Annotated in this window: 17 protein-coding genes; 5 read left to right on the top strand and 12 right to left on the bottom strand. The window is 62.6% G+C overall.

The genetic code is table 11. The features are described from left to right. Nucleotides 1-44 precede the first annotated feature (44 nt). Both flgK and HDIA_RS13505 read left to right on the top strand, forming a co-directional pair. The gene (gene flgK / locus HDIA_RS13510) at nt 45-1,895 is read left to right on the top strand and encodes a flagellar hook-associated protein FlgK (RefSeq protein ID WP_099556641.1); all 1,851 of its coding nucleotides are present in this window, start codon (nt 45-47) and stop codon (nt 1,893-1,895) included. A 183-nt stretch (nt 1,896-2,078) separates the two neighbouring features. Further along, on the top strand, nt 2,079-3,578 hold the full coding sequence (locus HDIA_RS13505; protein WP_099556640.1) for a flagellin: 1,500 nt from the start codon (nt 2,079-2,081) through the stop codon (nt 3,576-3,578). A gap of 312 nt (nt 3,579-3,890) precedes the next feature. Here HDIA_RS13505 and HDIA_RS13500 read toward each other — a convergent pair whose 3' ends face one another. The 9 genes from HDIA_RS13500 to HDIA_RS13460 all read right to left on the bottom strand — a co-directional run bounded on the left by HDIA_RS13500 (nt 3,891) and on the right by HDIA_RS13460 (nt 13,111). Further along, entirely contained in the window at nt 3,891-4,241 is a 351-nt protein-coding gene (locus HDIA_RS13500) for a flagellar biosynthesis regulator FlaF (protein ID WP_245883867.1), read from the bottom strand. Between the two features lies 1 nt (nt 4,242). Beyond that, nucleotides 4,243-4,680 carry a flagellar biosynthesis repressor FlbT gene (gene flbT, locus HDIA_RS13495; RefSeq protein ID WP_099556638.1) on the bottom strand — a complete coding sequence of 146 codons (438 nt, stop codon included), beginning with the start codon at nt 4,678-4,680 and terminating at the stop codon, nt 4,243-4,245. Nucleotides 4,681-5,164: 484 nt separating this feature from the next. Further along, nucleotides 5,165-6,316, bottom strand: a complete 1,152-nt coding sequence (locus tag HDIA_RS13490) for a flagellin N-terminal helical domain-containing protein (protein ID WP_099558891.1) — start codon at nt 6,314-6,316, stop codon at nt 5,165-5,167. Between the two features lie 240 nt (nt 6,317-6,556). Then, complete coding sequence (locus HDIA_RS13485) at nt 6,557-8,044, bottom strand: flagellin N-terminal helical domain-containing protein (RefSeq protein WP_099556637.1); 1,488 nt, start codon at nt 8,042-8,044, stop codon at nt 6,557-6,559. A gap of 320 nt (nt 8,045-8,364) precedes the next feature. Then, complete coding sequence (locus HDIA_RS13480) at nt 8,365-9,843, bottom strand: flagellin N-terminal helical domain-containing protein (protein ID WP_099556636.1); 1,479 nt, start codon at nt 9,841-9,843, stop codon at nt 8,365-8,367. A gap of 506 nt (nt 9,844-10,349) precedes the next feature. After that, a complete protein-coding gene (locus HDIA_RS13475) occupies nt 10,350-10,784 on the bottom strand; it encodes a hypothetical protein (RefSeq protein WP_099556635.1) in 435 nt (144 codons plus the stop codon). A 391-nt stretch (nt 10,785-11,175) separates the two neighbouring features. Beyond that, nucleotides 11,176-11,673 (bottom strand): flagellar protein FlgN, encoded by a 498-nt coding sequence (locus HDIA_RS13470; protein ID WP_099556634.1) that lies wholly within the window; start codon nt 11,671-11,673, stop codon nt 11,176-11,178. After that, on the bottom strand, nt 11,670-11,999 hold the full coding sequence (locus tag HDIA_RS13465) for a rod-binding protein (RefSeq protein WP_099556633.1): 330 nt from the start codon (nt 11,997-11,999) through the stop codon (nt 11,670-11,672). The genes HDIA_RS13470 and HDIA_RS13465 overlap by 4 nt, the downstream gene beginning before the upstream one ends. After that, on the bottom strand, nt 11,999-13,111 hold the full coding sequence (locus tag HDIA_RS13460) for a flagellar basal body P-ring protein FlgI (RefSeq protein ID WP_099556632.1): 1,113 nt from the start codon (nt 13,109-13,111) through the stop codon (nt 11,999-12,001). Before HDIA_RS13460 ends, HDIA_RS13465 begins: the two co-directional genes overlap by 1 nt. Nucleotides 13,112-13,463: 352 nt before the next feature. Between HDIA_RS13460 and HDIA_RS13455 the strand changes: the two genes are divergently transcribed. From HDIA_RS13455 to HDIA_RS13445, 3 genes are all read left to right on the top strand, one after another. Beyond that, nucleotides 13,464-13,892 carry a flagellar assembly protein FliX gene (locus HDIA_RS13455; protein WP_157775619.1) on the top strand — a complete coding sequence of 143 codons (429 nt, stop codon included), beginning with the start codon at nt 13,464-13,466 and terminating at the stop codon, nt 13,890-13,892. A gap of 194 nt (nt 13,893-14,086) precedes the next feature. Then, a complete protein-coding gene (gene dksA / locus HDIA_RS13450; RefSeq protein ID WP_099556630.1) occupies nt 14,087-14,503 on the top strand; it encodes an RNA polymerase-binding protein DksA in 417 nt (138 codons plus the stop codon). A gap of 465 nt (nt 14,504-14,968) precedes the next feature. Beyond that, nucleotides 14,969-16,057, top strand: a complete 1,089-nt coding sequence (locus tag HDIA_RS13445; RefSeq protein ID WP_157775616.1) for a glycosyltransferase family 4 protein — start codon at nt 14,969-14,971, stop codon at nt 16,055-16,057. Between the two features lie 259 nt (nt 16,058-16,316). Here the strand turns inward: HDIA_RS13445 and flgH are convergent, their stop codons facing one another. Genes flgH through flgG form a run of 3 tightly spaced genes read right to left on the bottom strand, consistent with a single transcriptional unit; the run spans nt 16,317 to nt 18,864 of the window. Further along, nucleotides 16,317-17,063: a flagellar basal body L-ring protein FlgH gene (gene flgH, locus HDIA_RS13440; RefSeq protein ID WP_099556628.1), complete on the bottom strand. Its 747-nt coding sequence runs from the start codon at nt 17,061-17,063 to the stop codon at nt 16,317-16,319. Beyond that, nucleotides 17,060-18,067 (bottom strand): flagellar basal body P-ring formation chaperone FlgA, encoded by a 1,008-nt coding sequence (gene flgA / locus HDIA_RS13435; RefSeq protein ID WP_099556627.1) that lies wholly within the window; start codon nt 18,065-18,067, stop codon nt 17,060-17,062. The genes flgH and flgA overlap by 4 nt, the downstream gene beginning before the upstream one ends. A gap of 11 nt (nt 18,068-18,078) precedes the next feature. After that, nucleotides 18,079-18,864 (bottom strand): flagellar basal-body rod protein FlgG, encoded by a 786-nt coding sequence (flgG, locus tag HDIA_RS13430; RefSeq protein ID WP_099556626.1) that lies wholly within the window; start codon nt 18,862-18,864, stop codon nt 18,079-18,081. Nucleotides 18,865-18,884 lie beyond the last annotated feature (20 nt).

Genomic DNA, 18,884 nt, shown 5'->3' with positions numbered 1-18,884 from the left:
GACCCGCTGCCGAGGATCGGCACCGTGCGGTGCCCGGGGGAACCATGAGCATAACCACTGCTCTCAGAACGTCGTTGACCGGTCTCAACGCGACCCAGCGCGAGCTGGAGCTTGTCGCGAACAATATCGCCAACGCGAGCAGCGCCGGCTATACGCGCAAGACGCTGACCACGAGTGCCAACGTGGCCGGCAACACCACCTATGGTGTCTCCGTCACCTCGCTCAATCGCGAGCTGAATACCCAGGTGCAGACCCAGTGGCGCTCGGCCTCGGCCGCCAACGCCTATGCCTCGACCCGTTCCGACATGATGCTGCGCCTCGATGCGCTCTTCGGTCAGCCGGGCAGCGACAGCTCGATCGCAAGTGTCTTTTCCGCGTTCACTTCGTCGATGGAGGCTCTTGCGACCTCTCCGGAGGATACGACGGCACGGACGACGGCCGTGGCGTCGGCCAACAATCTGACGAGTGCCCTCAACAGCCTTTCGAACAACGTCCAGAGCCTTCGAAACGAGGCGGAGACCGGCATTTCGGAGGCCGTCGACCAGGCCAACAGCCTGCTGGCGCAGATCGAGAAGCTGGACAAGCAGATCGTCGCCTCCAACAGCGGTTCCTTTGCCCCGGTCGGCCTTCTCGACCAGCGCGACTATGCGATCGACCAGCTTTCCGAGCTGATGGACGTCAAGGTCCAGGAGGACGAGAGGGGCCATGTGTCCATCTACACCTCCAGCGGCGCTTCGCTGTTCGATGTCGAGGCGGCGAAGCTCGATTTCAATCAGCAGGGCGTGGTCACGGCGGACAAGGCGTGGAGCTCCAAGTCGGACCAGAGCACTCTCGGCTCCGTCACGATGACGGTCGGCGGTTCGACGATCGATCTCTTCGCCGAGGGCGCCTTCCGGTCGGGAACGATCGCGGCCTACAAGTCCTTGCGCGACGATGTCCTGCCGGAAGCGCAGGCGCAGCTCGACGAACTGGCGAGCCAGATGGCGCTTGCGGTCTCGAACCGCACGGAAACCGGCACGGCCGTGACGAGCGGATCGTCGGCGGGTTTCGATCTCGATACGTCAAGCCTGCTCGAAGGCAATACGATCACGCTCTCCTATGACGAGGGTGGAGAGACCAAGACCGTCACCTTCGTTGCGACCGACGGCACCGCAACCGTCGACAATACCTATACGGCCAATCCGAACGACACGGTCTTCGGTATCGATATCAGCGGCGGCGCCGCGTCGATCGCGACGCAGATCGGCACCGCACTCGGGGCCAACTTCGTCGTCTCCAACCCGTCCGGTGACACGCTTCGGGTTCTGGACGATGGAACGAGCACCGTCTCGATCAATTCCCTCAATGCCTCGGTGACCGAGACCGATCCGCAGTCGGGCAACACGGCGCTCGCGCTCTTCACCGACAGCGGCGCGGACAGTGGCCTCTACACGGGGCTGATCGCCGGTGCGGATCAGAAGACGGGGCTTGCCGGCCGCATTCAGGTGAACAAGGACGTCATCAGCGATCCGTCGTTGCTGGTCGCCTATTCTCCCACGACGGCGGAGGCGGATGCCGCCCGGCCGACGGCCATCGTCAATGCCCTGCTCAACACGGAATTCCAGTTTTCCGCCGACACCGGTATCGGTTCGAGAAAAACGCCCTTTGGCGGGACGATTGACGACTTCCTGGCACAGGTCATCTCGACACAGGGCGCCCAGGCCTCCCAGGCCGAAAGCGTCGCGGCGGGGCAGGATATCGTCACGGCCAATCTGGAGGAGCGTTACTCCAGTTCTTCGGAGGTCAACGTCGATACCGAGCTTGCACGGCTGGTCGAGCTCCAGACGGCCTATCAGGCGAATGCGCGCGTCATGAAGGCGGCGCAGGACATGATCGACGCCCTCTTCGGCATCTGACGCCGGCGAGGGGCGAGTGAGGCAAGCCGCCCTCCGGCGGCAAGTGGCAACAGGGTGACGGCTTTCCCGGATGCGGGACGAGTTGCACCTTAGGTTTTTGTTAACCCGCGGGGCGTGACGGTCATCTTCACGCCAACGGCTTGGAGTTGCCGATCCAAGTCCGATGTTTCGAGGATCACGGACATGGCCATCACAACGCTGTCCTCCAGCAATCTGGTTTCCCAGATTGTTTCCCAGCGCGCACAGATGGAGGCGTTGCAGGTTCAACTCACGACGCAAAAGAAGTCGACGACCTACTCCGGCCTTGGCGTCCAGCGCGGAGCCTCGGTCAACTATCGTCAGCAGATGTCCAATCTGGGCGCCTACGATTCGACGATCGACCTGGTTTCGACGCGTCTGAAGCTGATCGATACGTCCCTGACGCGGCTTGAGAAAATTCCGAGCGAAGTGAAGTCGGCCATCGATCCCAATGCCTTCGAAGTGCTTGCAGACGGCAAGACGGCGGCCCAGAAGTCGGCCGAGATCGCGCTGAAGGAGACGATTGGCCTGCTCAACCAGGATGCCGCCGGGCGCTATCTTTTTGCCGGCAACGAGACGGATTCCGAACCGGTTGCCGGATACGACGAACTGATCAACGGCACGAACACCAAGGCCGGATTCTCGACCTACGTGGAAGAGCGCAAACAGGCCGACCTCGGCGCCGATGGGCTTGGCCGCCTTGCGGCGAGCGCCGCCGGCACGACCGTGACCCTGGAAAAGGCGACCCCGGTCACGACGACCTTCGGCTTTGTGATCACCGGCGTCGACAGCGATCTTTCCAACGTGACGGCGGCCGTTTCCGGCAGTCCGGCGGCCCTGACGGTCGATTTTGCAGGGCAGCCGACGGAGGGCGAGTCCATCGACGTCACGCTGACCAACCCCGACGGCAGCACCTCTGTCGTCACCCTGACGGCGACGGCGGGTCCCGACGTGGAGGATGGGCAGTTCCTGATCGGTGCGACCCCGGCCGACACGGCGAACAATTTCGTCACGTCGCTCACCAACGGCGTCAAGGATGCCGCATCGACCGACCTTGCCGCGGCATCGGTGCTGACGGCTGCGGACAATTTCTTCGACACCGAGGGCGGAGCCCTGCCGCAGCGCGTCGATACGTCCGGCGGCCCGGCCTATACCGCGACCGATCTGGTCGACGCCGATCCCAATACGTCGGTGATCTGGTACACGGGACAGAACGATGCCAGTTCGGCCCGGCAGGGCGCGACCGCCAAGATCGATTCCGCCATCACGATCAACTACGGTGTCCGGGCGAACGAGCAGAGCCTGACCGCGATTGTGAAGACACTGGCGGCCTTCACGGTGGAAACCTTCGACGAGAATGTTGCGACCGACGAACGGCGATATTCCACTCTCGCCGAGAAGGTCGATTCAACGCTCGGCTTTCCAGACGGGGCGCAGAGCCCGGAAGACCTGCATGCCGAGATCGCGGTCGCCTATGCCGCCGTGCAGGCCGCCGACCAGCGCCATGTGACGACCAAGGCGGCGCTTCAGGATCTCGTGGACAATGTGGAAGGCGTCGACGTCTACGAGGTCAGCGCGCAGATCCTGCAATTGCAGACCCAGCTTCAGGCGTCCTACCAGACGACCGCGCTGATGAGCCAACTCTCGCTGGTGAACTACCTCTAGAGCATCATGCGTTCAAGCGAGACCGCATGAACGCGGCGGCGATGCGTCGAACCTAGTCCTACCGAAGCAGACCTCAGTCCACCGTCCGCAGGTGCGACCGGCGCCGAACTGTGAGCGATTTTGTCACTTCGGAATGGGCGCACATGCCGGGAGATCGGCGTTCAGCGCGACGTGCGTCAGGCCCTCTGCGGCCGCCTCCATCGCGAATGAAAAAGGCCTGACCCGGATCGCCGGTTCAGGCCTTTTCAGATTCCATCATCACTGTGGACAGGATGCCGAAGCAGGGGGGGATTGCCTTGGCCAGCGGCCCGATCACGTTGCCGGGCCGGCGCTCGCGGCGGCGGCCGGCGCTGCACGCAGGCCCGCGGCGATCTGCCGGTTGATGTTGATGAGGCTGTCGAGCCTTTCGGCTTCGGGACGGATCATCGTGCGCATCGTGTGATTGAAGACGAAAAGGCCGAGATTGGCCATGTTCTGCTTCACCTCGTGAGGAAGCGCGCTGTCCTCGCTCGTTGCCGAGGTGACGAGAATGGTCCACAGACGCCGATTGTAGGTCAGAGCCTCGTCCAGCTCCGCGGAGCGCTGACGCTCCTCGACGCTCTCCCAGGTATCCTTGATTGTCTGGAGCTTTGCCGCCGCCTTGATCAGGAGCGAGGATTCCAATTCACGCGGATTTGCCGTCGCCTGGCTCGTCCGCTGGTACGCTTGCGCTACCTGTGAGTACATGGCCAATCAGCTTCTTCTCGTAGTCGATGAGGCTCCGTGCCTCTTTCAGAGCTTTGTACAGAGAATTATTTAATATATGATTACTTATCCGTGTCACAAATGGAATTGTGCTCGGCGCAGCGTCTACAATGTCTTTTACGAGCGTGAAATAGTCTTCCTGGAATTGTTGTATTTCCTTTGCCAGGTACATGACTTGGACGGCCAAGTAAATTCTCTTTGCAGGTGTATTGGCAGTCTCTGGGGTAAGGATGTCTTTCTCGCGAAGGATTGGCGCATCGCCTTCGATATACAGTCGCGTGCGCTGGCTGTCGTTGGTGATCAGCGACTCGCCGATAATGATGCGCTCGCCAGGTTTGAGTTCGACTTTCAGGGCCATGCGCCGCTTTCCCTTACTGGGGCCACGTCATTAGTGTATCGCCGACCCACGTCTCCCTCATGGAGATGATCCGCCAGCGCGCCAAGTTACAAGAACCCAAGACTTACCACGATGGGCGGCCAGGAAAAAGCGCCGCCTTCCACGTCATTTTTGCCGACAATACCAAGGTGCGGCGCGAAAATGCCGGACTTCGGGCGGGCATTGCTGATCGGCAAGAGAGTCTTCTATGGAGGAGGGCCCATTTCAGCCGCCGGTCTTTGTGCTTCGGTCCGGCGCCGAGCGGCTGCATTTTCGATTCCCCGGTTCTCCGAACGGCAATTCCGATTCGCCGAGCCTTCCGGCGGCCGATCGTTGCCTGAGTCGGTGGAAGTTGCCTTTGGCTCGATATGAATCGGTGTGCCGCAGGTTCCGAATCGCCAAGACGCGGGCGTGCTTTCGCTCGCCGCGCCAGTGCCGATGACGGGTTGCCCCTTCCCGGAGCGCCTTAGCCGAAGAGCCGAAGCACGCCCTGTTCCGCCTGAGTGGCGAAGGAGAGGGCGGTGGTGGAGAGGGACTGCCGTGTCTGCAGCGCCAGCAGGTTGGCGCCTTCCTCGTTCATGTCCGCAACCACCAGTTTGTCCGCGCCCGCCTCCAGCGTGGCGGCAAAGCTCTTGGTGAAGTCCTGGCGGTTTTCCAGCATCGTCAGATTGGTGCCGAAGGTAGACGCCTGCAACCGCACCGATTCGATGGCGCTCTGGATATGACTGAGCGTGTCGTTGATGCCAGCTTCGGTCAGCCAGTCGCTTTCCTCTGCCGTGACGGTGGCGCTTGCGAAGGCGCCGGCGGTCTGGCCGCCGGAAATGGTGATGTCCTCGGCGACCGAGAAGGTCAGCGCGCCGGCTTTGAAACTGGCCTGGACGCTGTCGAGGTTGCTGTTCACCTCGGTGACGAAGTCGGAAACCGTCGTTGCCGACGTCACCTCGAAGGACCAGATCTCGTCGCCGTTGCCATCCTTGAAGCTGATGATGTCGCCAGCTGCGAAGTCCGCGCTGTCGGCCGTCAAGAGGCTCGTCGTCAGAAGGGCGGCGGAATTGGCCGACAATGGCGTTGTCAGCAGGCCGGCGCTGCCGACCTCGACCGGCTCCAGACCAAGTGTCGTGGCGATGTCGGTATAGTCGATCGCACCGATCTTCAGCTTGTTCGAGTTGTCCTCGTTGAAATAGACGACGAGGTCATTGTCGCCGCCGCCGAGAAGATTCTTGCCCTTGTAGCCGGAATCGCCGGCGATTCCCTCGATCTGGTCCAGAAGATCGTTGTATTCCCGGGCATATTGCGAGCGATCGAAGGCATCGGATGTCTGCAGGGCCTGGTTGGCCTTGGCCTTGGCCGCGGCGATCAGCTTGGTGATCGCCGAGATTCCCTGGTCGGCCGCCTTGAGCGTCTGGATGCTCTGACCCATGTCGTCGAGCAGGTTGGTCAGGTCCGTCGCCCGGTTGTTCAGTCCCTGCGCCGTGAAGAAGGAATTGGGATTGTCGAGGGCGGAGTTGACCTTCTTTCCGGTGGCCAGCTTTCCCTGCGTCTTGCCCATCAGCTCTGTCGTCTGGGTCAGGGAAAGAAGGCTTGCACGGGCCGCGTTCGAAAGGACGATGTCGCTCATGGTGTCTGCCGCATTCTGCAAATTGGTCGTCAACTCCGATCCTTCGGAGTCTCGTCAACTTTACGTTAACGCCAATTGCGGCGAGTCGACAATCCCCTCGGCAATTTCTGCCGGGTTGCGTATCAATTTGTTGTCACGCGAAGGCGGAGCGCCCTCGATTCAATGCGTGACGCAGACATAAACAAATCGGCGGAGCCAGGCCCCGCCGATCGCTTTCGTCCTTCGATGTCCGCGTCTCGATCAGAAGAGACGCAGCACGGCCTGGTCCGCCTGAGAGGCGAAGGAGAGGGACGTGGTGCCGAGCTGCTGGCGGGTCTGAAGCGCCAGAATGTTCGCACCTTCCTCGTTGGTGTCGGCGAGTGTCAGCAGGCCAGCACCTTCCTGGAGCGTGTTGATCAGGTTCTTGGTGAAGTCCTGCCGGATCTGCACCGTCGAAAGGTTGGTACCGAAGCTCGATGCCTGCGACCTGAGCGTCGCCAGAGCCGAATTCAGCTTTGTCAGGACGGAGTCGATATCTGTGTCCTGGGCAAAGCCGCTGTCGTCGGCGTTGAGCGCGACGCCATCGCCCGCCTGACCGGAGGCAAAGCCGCTGACGTTGAAGTCGTCGTTGTCCGAGGTGATGTTGAGGTCCACCGCGGATGTGATCGTGATCTTGCCGGTCGTGGTGCTGAACTGCGCCGAGACGCCGTCCAGATCGTTCAGCTTGCTGACCAGTTCCTTGACCGTCGTGTCGCTGTCGATCTCGATCGAGCCGAGTTCGTAGCCGTTACCGTCGGTGAAGGACAGGGTATCACCCGCCTGGAAGCCGCCCGCGCCGACAAGGGTCGCGGATGTTGCGGCAAACGTGGCCACCGTCGCGGTCGCCAGCGTACCCGTGGCACCGCCACCCGCGCCGTCGTTGACGAGGTTGAAGGTGTCGTTGGAGACGATCGAAAGCGAGTCCGAATCTTCGTTGAAGGTCGCGTTGACGCCATCGAGGCCGTCGACGAAGTTGACCAGGTCCTGAACCGTCGTGGTGGAGGTGATCGTCAGCGTCGTCGAGAAGGCCGGCGTTGCGGCACCGTCCGTGAAGGACAGCACGTCGCCAGCAGCAAATGCCGTGGACGAGGTCAGAAGATCGCTGGCGACGAGACCGGCGAGTTCCGCCGTGATCGTGGCCGAAGCGCCCTGCAGCGTGAAGGACGTCGTGCCGGAAGCGCCCGTGGCAAGTGCCGTGAGGCCCAGCGTGCCTTCGACGTCCGTGTAGTCGACGGCGCTGATGGTCAGGTTGGAGGTGTTGTCCTCGTTGAAGCTGACCTTCAGATCGTTGCCATCACCGGCAAGAAGGTTCTTGCCTTTGTAGCCCGCATCCTTCGCCAAATCGCTGATCTGGTTCAGCAACTCGTTGTACTGCTCGGCATACTGCTTGCGTTCGTACTGGCTGGAGGTCGAGGCAGCCTGGGTTGCCTTGGCCTTGGCCGACTGAACGAGCTTGGTGATGGAGGTGATGCCCTGATCGGCAGCCTTCACGGTTTCGATGCCCTGGCCGATATCGTCCAGAAGGTTGCTGAGGTCGCCGGCGCGGGAGTTGAGACCGGACGCCGTGAAGAAGGAATTCGGATTGTCGAGTGCCGAATTGACCTTATTGCCGGTCGAAAGGCGGTTCTGAGTCTTGGAGAGCAAGTCGGCCGTACCTTGCAACGACAGCAAATTCTGCCGCACGGCCGCGGAAAGCGTAATGTCGCCCATGTCTAACCCCTATCCTGGGAACTGAACCGCTCTTCCTGAGCGGCGTGGGTCGACAGTGCAAAATTAACCTTAAAAAGCCGTTAATCGTAGCAGGATGCGCGTTCAGACTTGCAGTTTGCCAGGCGGACAGGCTGCCCGATTTTAAAGATGCCGGATTTGCCGGGATGCCGAGCCTGCAAAAGGCCGGCTTGGGCGACGGGGCGCGGTGGATGCCCGCCGGACCGCGGGAAAGGCATCATCGGCATCCATCGAGTGCGCAATGAAAAAGGGCGGAGCCGAGGCTCCGCCCTTTCATTTTTCCAGGCTTTCGTTCTGCCCGATCAGAGCAGACGCAGGACCTGCTGATCAGCCTGCGAGGCGATCGACAGCGAGGTCGAGGCGAGCGACTGGCGGGTCTGAAGTGCCAGAAGATTCGCGCCTTCCTCGTTGGTGTCAGCAAGGGTCAACTTGCCGGCACCTTCCTGCAGCGTCGTGATCAGGTTCTTGTTGAAGTCCTGACGGATTTCCACCGTCGACAAGCTCGAACCGAAGGCCGATGCCTGCGACCGCAGCGTGGACAACGCCGACGTCACCTTGTTGGTAACGCTGTCGATGTTGCTGTCGGTCGCAAAGCCCGAGTCTTCCGTGTCGAGAGCAACGCCAACGCTGGCGTCAGCAGAGCTGAAGCTGGAGACGTTGAAGTCGCTGTTGTCGGACTTGATGTTCAGGTCCACAGCCGACGAGATACTGATTTTGCCCGAAGAGAGCGTGGCGGAGACGCCGTCGATCTCGTTGAGCTTGTCGACCAGGTCGTCCGCGGTCGTGGTGCTGTCGATTTCCAGCGAACCCACTTCGTAGCCGTTGCCGTCCGTGAAGGTGAGGGTATCGCCGCTCTGGAAGCCACCGGCCGAAACCAGCGTGGAGGTGCTGGTGAACGCCGCAGCGGTTGCCGTTGCAAGACCGCCCGTCGCACCACCGCCAGCGCCGTCGTTGGCGAGGGCGAAGCTGTCGTTGGAGACGATCGAGAGCGAATCGCTGTCCTCATTGAAGGTCGCGTTCACGCCATCCAGGTTGTCGACGAAGTCGACCAGATCCTGAACCGTCGTCGTGGAGGTGACGGTGAGGGTCTGCGAGAAGCTCGGCGTGGCGGCACCGTCGGTGAAGGACAGCACGTCGCCGGCGGCGAAGGCGGTCGAATCCGACAGCAGGTCGTTCGCGCTGAGGCCAGAGAACTCGGCCGTGATCGTGGCCGTCGCGCCCTGCAGCGTGAAGGAGGTCGTGCCCGACGAACCGGCAGCAATGGCCGTGAGGCCGAGACCGCCTTCGACGTCCGTGTAGTCCACGGCGGAAACGGAAAGCTTGGAGCTGCCGTCTTCGTTGAACTTGATGGAGAGGTCGTTGCCGGAGCCGGCGAGGAGGTTCTTGCCGTTGTAGCCGGAGTCCTTCGCCAGATCGCCGATCTGCGTCAGGATGTCGTTGTACTGCGCGGCATACTGCTTGCGCTCGTACTGGCTGGAAGTCGAGGCTGCCTGGCTGGCTTTCGCCTTGGCCGACTGGACGAGCTTGGTGATGGAGGTGATGCCCTGGTCGGCAGCCTTCAGCACCTGAACCGACTGGCCGATGTCGTCCTGCAGACCGGAGAGGTCGTCAGCACGGGCATTCAGGCCGGAAGCGGTGAAGTAGGAGCTGGGGTTGTCGAGGGCGGAAGTGACCTTGTTGCCGGTGGCCAGCTTGTTCTGGGTCTTCGACAGAAGATCAGCCGTCTGCTGCAGAGTGTTCAGGTTCTGGCGGACGCCTGCCGAAAGAGTGATTTCACCCATCGTCGTAATGCCTTTCTGGTTACGCACACTGCACTCATTCTTGAGTGCTCCAACCTTCTGGTCGGTGTCGCAACTTAGGGCGGGAAAGAATTACAAGACGTAAATTGAATAAGTAAATGGCAATTAAGCTTGTACGTGGTAAATAATTATTTTATTCACGCTGCGTTAACCATGAAATTTGCAAAACGCATCGCAATTAATGTTTGGTTATATCCAATTTTGGGTGCGGAAATATTGCCGCAGGCGTCATGCCGCAATTGGTGCGGCCAGCGGCAACGGCCCGGCGCGCCATAGCGAGCCAGGGACGATCGGGCAGGGGAGGCCTGCCGGCATTGGCTGTGTGGGCGAACGGCACCCTGCCGTCCTGCATTTCTGCGGCGGTCCATTGCATTTTCGTCCCTCTCGGGCCGCGAAAATGCGCAAGGCCTTCGGCCGTGGGCGAAATCCGGGGGAACCCGGTCCCACCTCTGCCTTCGCGAGGCCGCCTGTCCCGGATTTGGTCCGGTTCAGGCAGTCAGGTCGAAGGCAGCGGTACTGGCGGACGGGGGAGCCTCCCCCCAGGCCTGCATGATCGCGCGCATCCTCAGGACCGATTCCTCGGGAACCTGCTGAATGACGTTACCGGACTGCAAGTCAATCTTCTTGTAGACGAGTTCGTTGGTGCGATCGTCCTCGACGACCGTACGCTCGACTGGACGTTCGGCGTAGTTGGACCCTCTCGAGTTCCCGGAGCTGCCTTGCGACGTCGACGCCGAAGCGACGGTCGGCGCACCGACCTGCTGACGTTCGTCATAAGCGTTCGAGGGATCTGTGTCTTCGACCTGTGTAACAACCTCCCGGGCGGAAAGTTCTGTCGCGACGGCGTTGCGGTCGGGCTGAATGTCCCGGGGGGTCGGCACGGTCACGCCGGCGATCACCGGTCTGACGCTGCCGAGTTCCATCTCTGCATCCTCTCTTCTAGAGCATGGGATGGACCTTGGAGAAAAGCGGTGGCTTGCACGAATTGGCCCGCATCGGGGCCGTGTTGCGGTCTGCCTCTGTCTTCCTCAAAGTCCTTGGCAAATATTCCTTGCCGACGGGAAGCTTAGCGGAGGCAAATAAAGGTCTCGTTCCGAAAATCGATACAATTTTATCGATTCGGTCGTTTTCAATTGTGCGGATGAGAGCCGGTGACCGATGGGCATGCTGCAGCTTGCATGCATGCTTCGATTCGTTGCCTTGCGGCCGCCGGCAAGATGGCAGCCAAAGATTAACGAGCCCCTGCCGCGATCCGAAACAGGTCGTTTTTCGGGCAACCTGTTTCGGTCCCGGCAGCCGGGGGCCGCGTGGCGGTCAGAGGCTCTGGTCGAAGGCGATGCCGCAGGCGCCGTCTGCGGCGCGCGCGCTCTGGGGCATCATGGGGGCGCCATAGAGCTGCGGGCGATTGGTCTTCTCCACGGCGCGGGCCGTCTGGCGCATCAGATCCTCGGCGATCTCGTGGGCCGTCGCGATGACGGCCATGTTGACCTGGAGGTTGGCCTTGAAGAGGTGGTGCTGCTTGCGCAGCTTCTGCACCTGAACGGGGGCGTACTGACCGAGCTTTTCGACCTGAGCCTTGGTCTCAAGCATCAGGTTGACGTAGGTCCCTGCCATTTCCTGCTTCACGCTCGCCAGTTCGCCGGCGGCCTTCAACTTGCCCGAGCGCACCAGGTCGGCCTCTCGCTCCAGAAGGTCGGAAAGCTGGGTCATGGAATTGGAAAAGGCCGCGATCAGGTTCTGCGCGTCGCTCGACGAGGTGATGGGCTGATAGCGCGGCGACTGGCCGTTCCGGTCCTGTCCGCTCATGGTCATGGCTGTGATGCCTCCTGCATCTTGATCAACTGGTTGGCGATCGGCTCGGCGAGGCCGATGCCGCCGCGCGCCGCGAAACTCTTTCCGTATTCGTCGATCAACAGTTCCTTCCAGCTCTCGGACCCCGTGCCGCCGATCAGCGTCGGGTCGTTGCCGACTTCCTGGAACATCGTTTTCAGATAGGTCGAGAGGAACATCGATTCAAACTGCTGGGCCTGATGCATCGCCTTGGCCTCGACCGTGGCGGGCTCGCTCAGCTTTGCCTTGTCGGCCGCCGCGATGTTCGCGGCGGCGCGATAGGCGAGGGCGCTCGACATGTCCGTCATCACATCACCTCGATGTCGGCCTGAAGGGCGCCCGCGGTCTTGATCGACTGCAGGATCGAGATGAGGTCGCGCGGCCCGAGTCCGAGGGCGTTCAGCCCGTCGACGAGTTCGCGCAAGGTGATGCCGGTCTTGACGACGGCGAGCTTCTTCTCCTGGCCGTCCTGCTGGACCTGCACCTGGCTGCGCGGCACGACCACGGTTTGCCCGTCGCTGAACGGGGCCGGCTGCGACACCGTCGGGTCTTCGGTGACGAGCACCGTCAGATTGCCTTGCGCGACGGCGACGGTGGAGACGCGCACGTCTTGGCCCATGACGATGATGCCGGTCGATTCGTCGATCACGACCTTGGCCGGCAGGTCCGGCTCGACGAAGAGCTGCTCCACGTCCGTCAAAAGGTCGACGATGTTGCCGTCGAAATTCTTCGGCAGCGTCAGCTTGACGGTCGCCGGATCGGTGGGTTCGGCAACCGTCGAACCGATCAGGTCGTTGACAGCAAGGGCAATGCGGCGGGCGGTCGTGAAGTCGGGGTTGCGCAGCGACAGGCGCACCGAATGCATCGCCGCCAGCTTGAACTCGATCTCCCGTTCGATCACGGCGCCATTGGAGATGCGCCCCGATGTCGGAACGCCGCGCGTGATGGAGGCCGCATCCCCCTGGACTGTGAAGCCACCGATTGCCAGCGAGCCCTGGGCGATCGCGTAGACCTCGCCGTCGGCGCCGAGCAGGGGCGTGACGAGCAAGGTTCCGCCCTGCAGGCTCTTGGCATCGCCGAGCGCGCTGACGGAGACGTCGATATGCGTTCCCTGCGTCGCAAAGGCCGGCAATTTGGCCGTGACCATGACCGCAGCCGTGTTGGCCGTACGCATGTTGGCGTCGCGAACGTTGACGCCGAGACGTTCCAGCATCGCCTGGATGCTCTGTCTGGTGAACGGCGCATTGTTGAGCCCGTCGCCCGTGCCCTGAAGGCCGACGACGAGACCGTAGCCGATCAACTGATTTTCACGGACACCCTCGATATCGACGATGTCCTTGATGCGCGACGCAGCCTCTGCCGTATGAACGGCAAGAACGGCCACTGCGATCGCGATCCCCATTAAGCGATGCATCTGCATATTCCCCAACATGCAAGAGGTCCCCGCAGCGGTGTCGCAAGGGGTGGGCCAGTTTGGTCGATGGATGAATATTGCAGTCGTTGCAGTATCTTAGCCATATGGCGGCGCTGCGTGGCCGGCATGCCGGTCCGCCTGACCCGGCAACGACTCCCTGCCGGTCGGCAGACTTTGCCGGGCTGTTAGCAAGTCATTAACTCTTTGGGCGCAGTCCATTCGGCAAGTAGAGTAGGGTCCGCCGCTCGTGAGTCGGGGCGGCTGGCCACCGCAATGCGACAGCCTTGTGCTGGCGGTATCGAGACGACCCTACGGACCTGCCGGGTTCAGAGCCGGTATGGAAGCAGATGGATCAGCCATGAGAATCACCGGCCCTTCCAGGCCCTCCGTGACCTCGTCCACGTCCGGCGCGAAGTCGGCCGGTTCCGGCAATGCCACCTTCACGCCGACGACCGGCGAATCAGCTCCGCGCGCTGCCGGCGGCGGCATGCCTTCCCAGCCTCTCGCGGGTCTCGACGCCCTGATCGCGCTGCAGGCCCTGCCGTCCGAAAAGCCGGACCGCCGCAAGGCGCTCAAGCGCGGCCATGCGCTGCTGGACAAGCTGGAAAGCCTGCGTATCGGACTTCTGGAAGGCTCTGTGCCCGAGGACAGCCTGGCGACGCTGACCGAGCTTCTCGGCCAGCGGGGTGAGCGCGACGAGGAGGCCCCCGATCTGGAGGCGCTGCTGGACGATATCGAGTTGAGAGCCAAGGTGGAGCTTGCCAAAATGGGACGCTTTGTGGATTAGGCGAATTACCGCCTGTTTGCCGCGTCCCAGCGACCATTGTCACAAATCCTTGAGAAAATGATGCTTTCTGACATGGGAAAACAGGGATAAAAACGGCCTGGTTTAACTTGGCACGGATGTTGATTTAACGTTGTGGAGCGTGGCACCCACATTTATAGTCCCGCCTCCTGCGGAGCCCTTGGAGAGACTGTCTGATGTTGATTGAGCTTTCCCGCGACTATCGCCCGTCCGAAGATGAGCCGTTCATGAACGAACGGCAGAGAGAGTATTTTCGCCGCAAGCTGCTCGACTGGAAGGATGACATCCTGAAGGAAAGCAAGGAGACGCTGCAGCATCTCCAGGACGAAAACAGCAATCTGCCCGATATGGCCGATCGTGCATCGTCCGAAACCGATCGTGCGATCGAATTGCGGGCGCGGGATCGCCAGCGCAAGCTGATCTCCAAGATCGACGCGGCGCTGAAGCGCATCGAGGACGGCAGCTATGGTTATTGCGAGGATACCGGCGAGCCGATTTCGCTGAAGCGTCTCGATGCCCGTCCGATCGCGACCCTGTCGATCGAAGCCCAGGAGCGTCACGAGCGCCGCGAGCGTGTCTATCGGGACGACTAGGTTTTCACTGGTTCCACGCCTTCGTCACGGATGGCCCTGAACGGATGATTCTGACGGGCCGTCCGTCGAGGCTTATGGCTTCGGTCGATGTCACGCCCCTCCGTGGGGCAGGTCGCCTTGATTGCACTGCCTAGCGGTCCGGTCGTTCGCCAGTTGGAGTGACCGGCCGGGAGGCGCTCCATTGCAGCATTGCCCCCGGACGGCATCGACGAGACTCTGACCGGCAAGCGCAACGTCATTTCCCAGCAAAATCCTATATTTCGTGCCGGTTGGGCTGCACGGATTTCATTTCCTACTATGATCCGTACGATGGTCACGGGTGTTGCGCATAAATTCCGCGCTCATCCGCTGCTAAATCGCGCCGGGATCACCTGATCACCACAATCGCCTCGATCAATGGGGTTTCCGGACACGACGTCATCCGCATGCGCTCGTCTGCGCACGGGATCGGGGGAGACGACATCTTTGCGCATTCACGTCCAGCTCAACTACGGCCTCGATGCGGAGAAATATGCGGCTCGCCATGCAGCCGGGCTCGTTGCGGACGTTGCTCCCTACGGTTTCCACCACGCAAGACAGTTCGAGAAGGAGGTGACCTTCTCCCGCGACCGGGACGAGGGGCGCCTCGGAAGTGTCATCCGGCGTGCGATCCGCAGGGCTGCCGGCCTCGATTTCCTCCACGCCTGGCACAACCGCAAGGCCATTCTGGAGGCCGACGTTGTCTGGACGATGATCGACAGCGACTATCTTGCCGTCGCGGCGCTGTGCATCCTGACAGGCCGCAAGCGCCGCCCGGCGATCATTGGCAACAATGTCTGGCTCTTCGAGCATCTGGAGCATTTCGGGCCGCTGCGCCGCTGGCTCTACCGCCGGCTGATCCGGCGTGTCGACCTGCTCACCGTCCACAGCCGGAACTATCTGCCGATCGCCGCCGAATTCGTGCCGGATGCCCGCACCGAGCTCATGTATTTCGGCATTTCCTGCGCGACCTTCGTTCCGACGCGGCCACGGGACGAGACCGAGCATTCTGCGATCCGCATCGTTGCGGCCGGCAACGATCCGACGCGGGACTGGCCGACGGTGCTGGCGGCCTTCGCCGGCGATCCGCGTTTCGAGCTCGTCATCGTGAGCAACAAGGTCAGGGATGCCGATGTTGCCGCCTTCGACAATGTCCGGCTGCCCCGCAATCCGACCATGGCCGAGTTCAAGGACCTTTACGAATGGGCCGATTTCACGGTCGTTCCGATGCGCGAGAACAAGTATTCCGGCATCACGGTCGCGCTTGAGGCGGCAGCCATGGGAGGCTGCGTCGTTTCGAGCCGGACGGGCGGTGTGCCGACCTATTTCGACGAGGGCGAGGTCCTCTACTGCCGGCCGGGCGATCCGGACGACCTGCGCAATGTGGTCGTCGCCTGTACGGCGGAGAAGCGGCGCGCGGTCGCCGAAAAGGGGCGGCAACGTTTCCTCGATAGCGGCTATTGCACCGAGGACATGATCCGCCGCTATCACGACGCTTCCCTCCGGCTTCTGTCGAAGGACCGGGCCCTGGCCTGAGAGCCGCCTTCCCCGATACGATCCTGCCAAAAAGCAACGGACGCGGTGCTTTCCTGCGATGGGGGCGCAGGGGGCACCGCGTCCGTCTGACGCCGTCCTTGGGAGCGATGGGGGCGCCCCGTCGGGCGGCGGCATTACGGAAGGTGTCGCGATTGGGGAGCTGCGGCGGGCCTTCCGTGGGGAACTGTCCTGATTTGTCTTCGGGAAGCTCTTGCCGAGCCGGGCAGGGATGCCCGGCTCTCGTTTTTCCTGTCCTGCCTTAGAAGGGCAGGAGGATGTCCATCACCTGCTGGCCGTAGCGCGGCTGCTGCAGGTCGGTGATCTGGCCCTTGCCGCCATAAGCGAAGCGGGCTTCGGCGATCTTGGAACTGTCGATCGTGTTGTCGGCGCCGATGTCTTCCGGGCGGACCACGCCGGCGATGATCAGCTGGCGCATCTCGAAGTTCACGCGCACTTCCTGACGCCCCTCGATCACCAGATTGCCGTTGGGAAGGGCCTGGGTCACGACCGCGGCGACGTCGGTGGTGACGGCCTCGGAGCGGTTGATGGTGCCCGATCCGCTCGACGACGAGGTGCTCTCGTTGCCGATGATGGCATCGGCGGACGCGTCGCCGGGCAGGGCGTTGATGATCGAGTTGCCAATGGCGCCATTGAGAGCCAGGTCATCGCTGCCGGAGCGGCTGCGGTCGGTCTTGTTGGCGAGCTTGGCGTTGTCGGCGATGCGCACCTTGACGGTGAGGATGTCGCCGACGCTGCGGGCGCGCTGATCCTTGAAGAAGGTGCGCGAACCGGACTGCCAGAGCGAGTTCGGGCTGTATTGCACCGGCTCGACCTGCGGCATCGGCATCTGGACCGGACGGTAGCCGGCCTGGGTGGTCGGGTCCTCGATCGCCGACAGGGCCGGGGCCTCGCCGACCGACTTGAGGCGGTCGATGGCATTGCCGCAGGCGCCAAGGCCCAGGAGCATCGCGCCGAGGGCGAGGCGTTGCATGATGATCGTGGTCATTGGACGGCATCCTTCGCAGCGATGGCGGTCTCGTTGGCGGCGGTGGTGATCGGCTCGGCGGCGATCTCGATTTCGCCGGGGCCGGTCACGATGCCGTGGATCACGCGGCGGGACTGTTCGTTGAGGACACTGACAAGGTCACCGCGCGCGCCGTCGGCAAGGGCCCGGCCGCGGGCCGACAGGGTCAGCCCCGGTTTGTTGTAGTTGACGGTCACGAGGCTGTTGCGAGCGACGAGCTTCGGCTCCTCGAAGTCCGAGGACGTCAGGGCATCGCCGGCCCGCAGGGTGCGGCGGGCCGCAAGGCCGATGATCCGGTCCGTCGAGGAGATGGCGTCGCGCGCGACACGGCGGCGATCCATCCGGGTGGTTTCAAGATCGGAGCGATTGACGATGTCGCCGCGATTGACCGAGTGGCCGAGGACGGCAACCTCGACCATCTCGGCGACGACGCCGGTCACCGGCAGGGTGCGCTCGTGCGCGCCGGCATTGATGAGGATTTCGCCGGAGAAGCGGCCGGAGGATGGCTGGTAGCTGAGCCCCTGAAGGCGGGGCGCCTCGTAGCCGTCGGCGGCGACCGCCATCGTCTGGGGCGTGACATCGAAGGCGACGTCGAGGTCGGACTGACGGGCGCCAAGCCGAAGCGCCAGCGCCTCGGTCACGACATCGGCCAGCATCGACGCATCGACCGTCTGGCTGCGACGCTCGACCGTGATCGTGGTCAATCCGTCCGCGTCGGTGTCGGCGAGACCGGCGGCGGCCGCGGCGGCAAGGGCGTCCCTGGCCGAGAGGGCGCCGGCAACGCCCGGATCGGGGGCGCGGAAGACCGGCTTGGCGGCAAGGTCGCCGGCATCGTCGAAGAGGTCCCCGAGAGTGACGACTCTGCCGCTGACGAGGACGGTCTCCTTCAGGCGGGCGGAGGCATCGGCCGGGTGGGCGATGAAGGCCGCCAGAGCACCGCCGAGCACGCTCGCGCAGGCAAGGCGGAAGAGAACGGATCTGGTCATCGTCTGTCTCCTCAGCCCATGTTCGACGTCGACGAGAGCATCTCGTCGGCGGCCTTGATGACGCGAGAGTTCATCTCATAGGCGCGCTGGGCCGAGATGAGGGTGGAGAGTTCCGTGACGGGAACGACGTTCGCGGTCTCCAGGTGGTTCTGGAGCAGCGTGGCGTAGCCTTCGTCGCCGGGGTTGGCAACCTGCGCTTCGCCGCTGGCGTCGGTCTGCAGATAGAGGTTGTCGCCGATGGCCTCGAGGCCGGCCTTGTTGATGAACCGGGCAAGCTGGAGCTGTCCGAGGACGGTGGGCGACGTGTCGTTGCCGATGGTGGCCTGGACGACGCCGACCTGGCTGATGGTCAGGCCCGTGGCGTTGGTCGGGACCACGATGCCGGGCGAGATCGTGTAGCCGTCCTCGGTCACGATCGTGCCGGTGGCGTCGAGTTCGAAGCTGCCGTCGCGGGTGTAGCCCGTGCGGCCGTCGGGCATGTCGACGATGAAGAAGCCCTCGCCGCGAATGGCGAGATCCGTTTCCTTGTCCGTCTGCTCGATGTCGCCCTGGCTCATGATGCGGGGCGTTGCCACGACACGAACGCCCGAGCCGACCTGCACGCCGGCCGGGACGACTGTTCCGGCATCTGACGTCTGGGAGCCCTGGCGGCGGAGGTTCTGGTAGAAAAGGTCCTGGAAATCGGCGCGCTGGCGCTTGTAGCCGGTCGTGCGCATGTTCGCGATGTTGTTCGCGATCACGTTGACGTTGGTTTCCTGGGCCATCATGCCCGTGGCGGCGACGTTGAGTGCCTTCATGACGTGGTGTTCCTTGCCGT

The organism is Hartmannibacter diazotrophicus (genome assembly GCF_900231165.1).
Classification (GTDB): domain Bacteria; phylum Pseudomonadota; class Alphaproteobacteria; order Rhizobiales; family Pleomorphomonadaceae; genus Hartmannibacter; species Hartmannibacter diazotrophicus.
The sequence above is the reverse complement of the archived record's forward strand: the minus strand, read 5'-3'. Positions and strand labels throughout refer to the sequence as shown.

Bases quoted from the DNA above. Each gene is read 5' to 3' on its own strand.
- flgK (WP_099556641.1), top strand. From the start codon at position 45: ATGAGCATAACCACTGCTCTCAGAACGTCGTTGACCGGTCTCAACGCG.
- HDIA_RS13505 (WP_099556640.1), top strand. From the start codon at position 2,079: ATGGCCATCACAACGCTGTCCTCCAGCAATCTGGTTTCCCAGATTGTT.
- flbT (WP_099556638.1), bottom strand. From the start codon at position 4,680: ATGGCCCTGAAAGTCGAACTCAAACCTGGCGAGCGCATCATTATCGGC.
- HDIA_RS13490 (WP_099558891.1), bottom strand. From the start codon at position 6,316: ATGAGCGACATCGTCCTTTCGAACGCGGCCCGTGCAAGCCTTCTTTCC.
- HDIA_RS13485 (WP_099556637.1), bottom strand. From the start codon at position 8,044: ATGGGCGACATTACGCTTTCCGCGGCCGTGCGGCAGAATTTGCTGTCG.
- HDIA_RS13480 (WP_099556636.1), bottom strand. From the start codon at position 9,843: ATGGGTGAAATCACTCTTTCGGCAGGCGTCCGCCAGAACCTGAACACT.
- HDIA_RS13475 (WP_099556635.1), bottom strand. From the start codon at position 10,784: ATGGAACTCGGCAGCGTCAGACCGGTGATCGCCGGCGTGACCGTGCCG.
- HDIA_RS13470 (WP_099556634.1), bottom strand. From the start codon at position 11,673: ATGACCATGAGCGGACAGGACCGGAACGGCCAGTCGCCGCGCTATCAG.
- HDIA_RS13465 (WP_099556633.1), bottom strand. From the start codon at position 11,999: ATGACGGACATGTCGAGCGCCCTCGCCTATCGCGCCGCCGCGAACATC.
- HDIA_RS13460 (WP_099556632.1), bottom strand. From the start codon at position 13,111: ATGCAGATGCATCGCTTAATGGGGATCGCGATCGCAGTGGCCGTTCTT.
- HDIA_RS13455 (WP_157775619.1), top strand. From the start codon at position 13,464: ATGAGAATCACCGGCCCTTCCAGGCCCTCCGTGACCTCGTCCACGTCC.
- dksA (WP_099556630.1), top strand. From the start codon at position 14,087: ATGTTGATTGAGCTTTCCCGCGACTATCGCCCGTCCGAAGATGAGCCG.
- flgH (WP_099556628.1), bottom strand. From the start codon at position 17,063: ATGACCACGATCATCATGCAACGCCTCGCCCTCGGCGCGATGCTCCTG.
- flgA (WP_099556627.1), bottom strand. From the start codon at position 18,067: ATGACCAGATCCGTTCTCTTCCGCCTTGCCTGCGCGAGCGTGCTCGGC.
- flgG (WP_099556626.1), bottom strand. From the start codon at position 18,864: ATGAAGGCACTCAACGTCGCCGCCACGGGCATGATGGCCCAGGAAACC.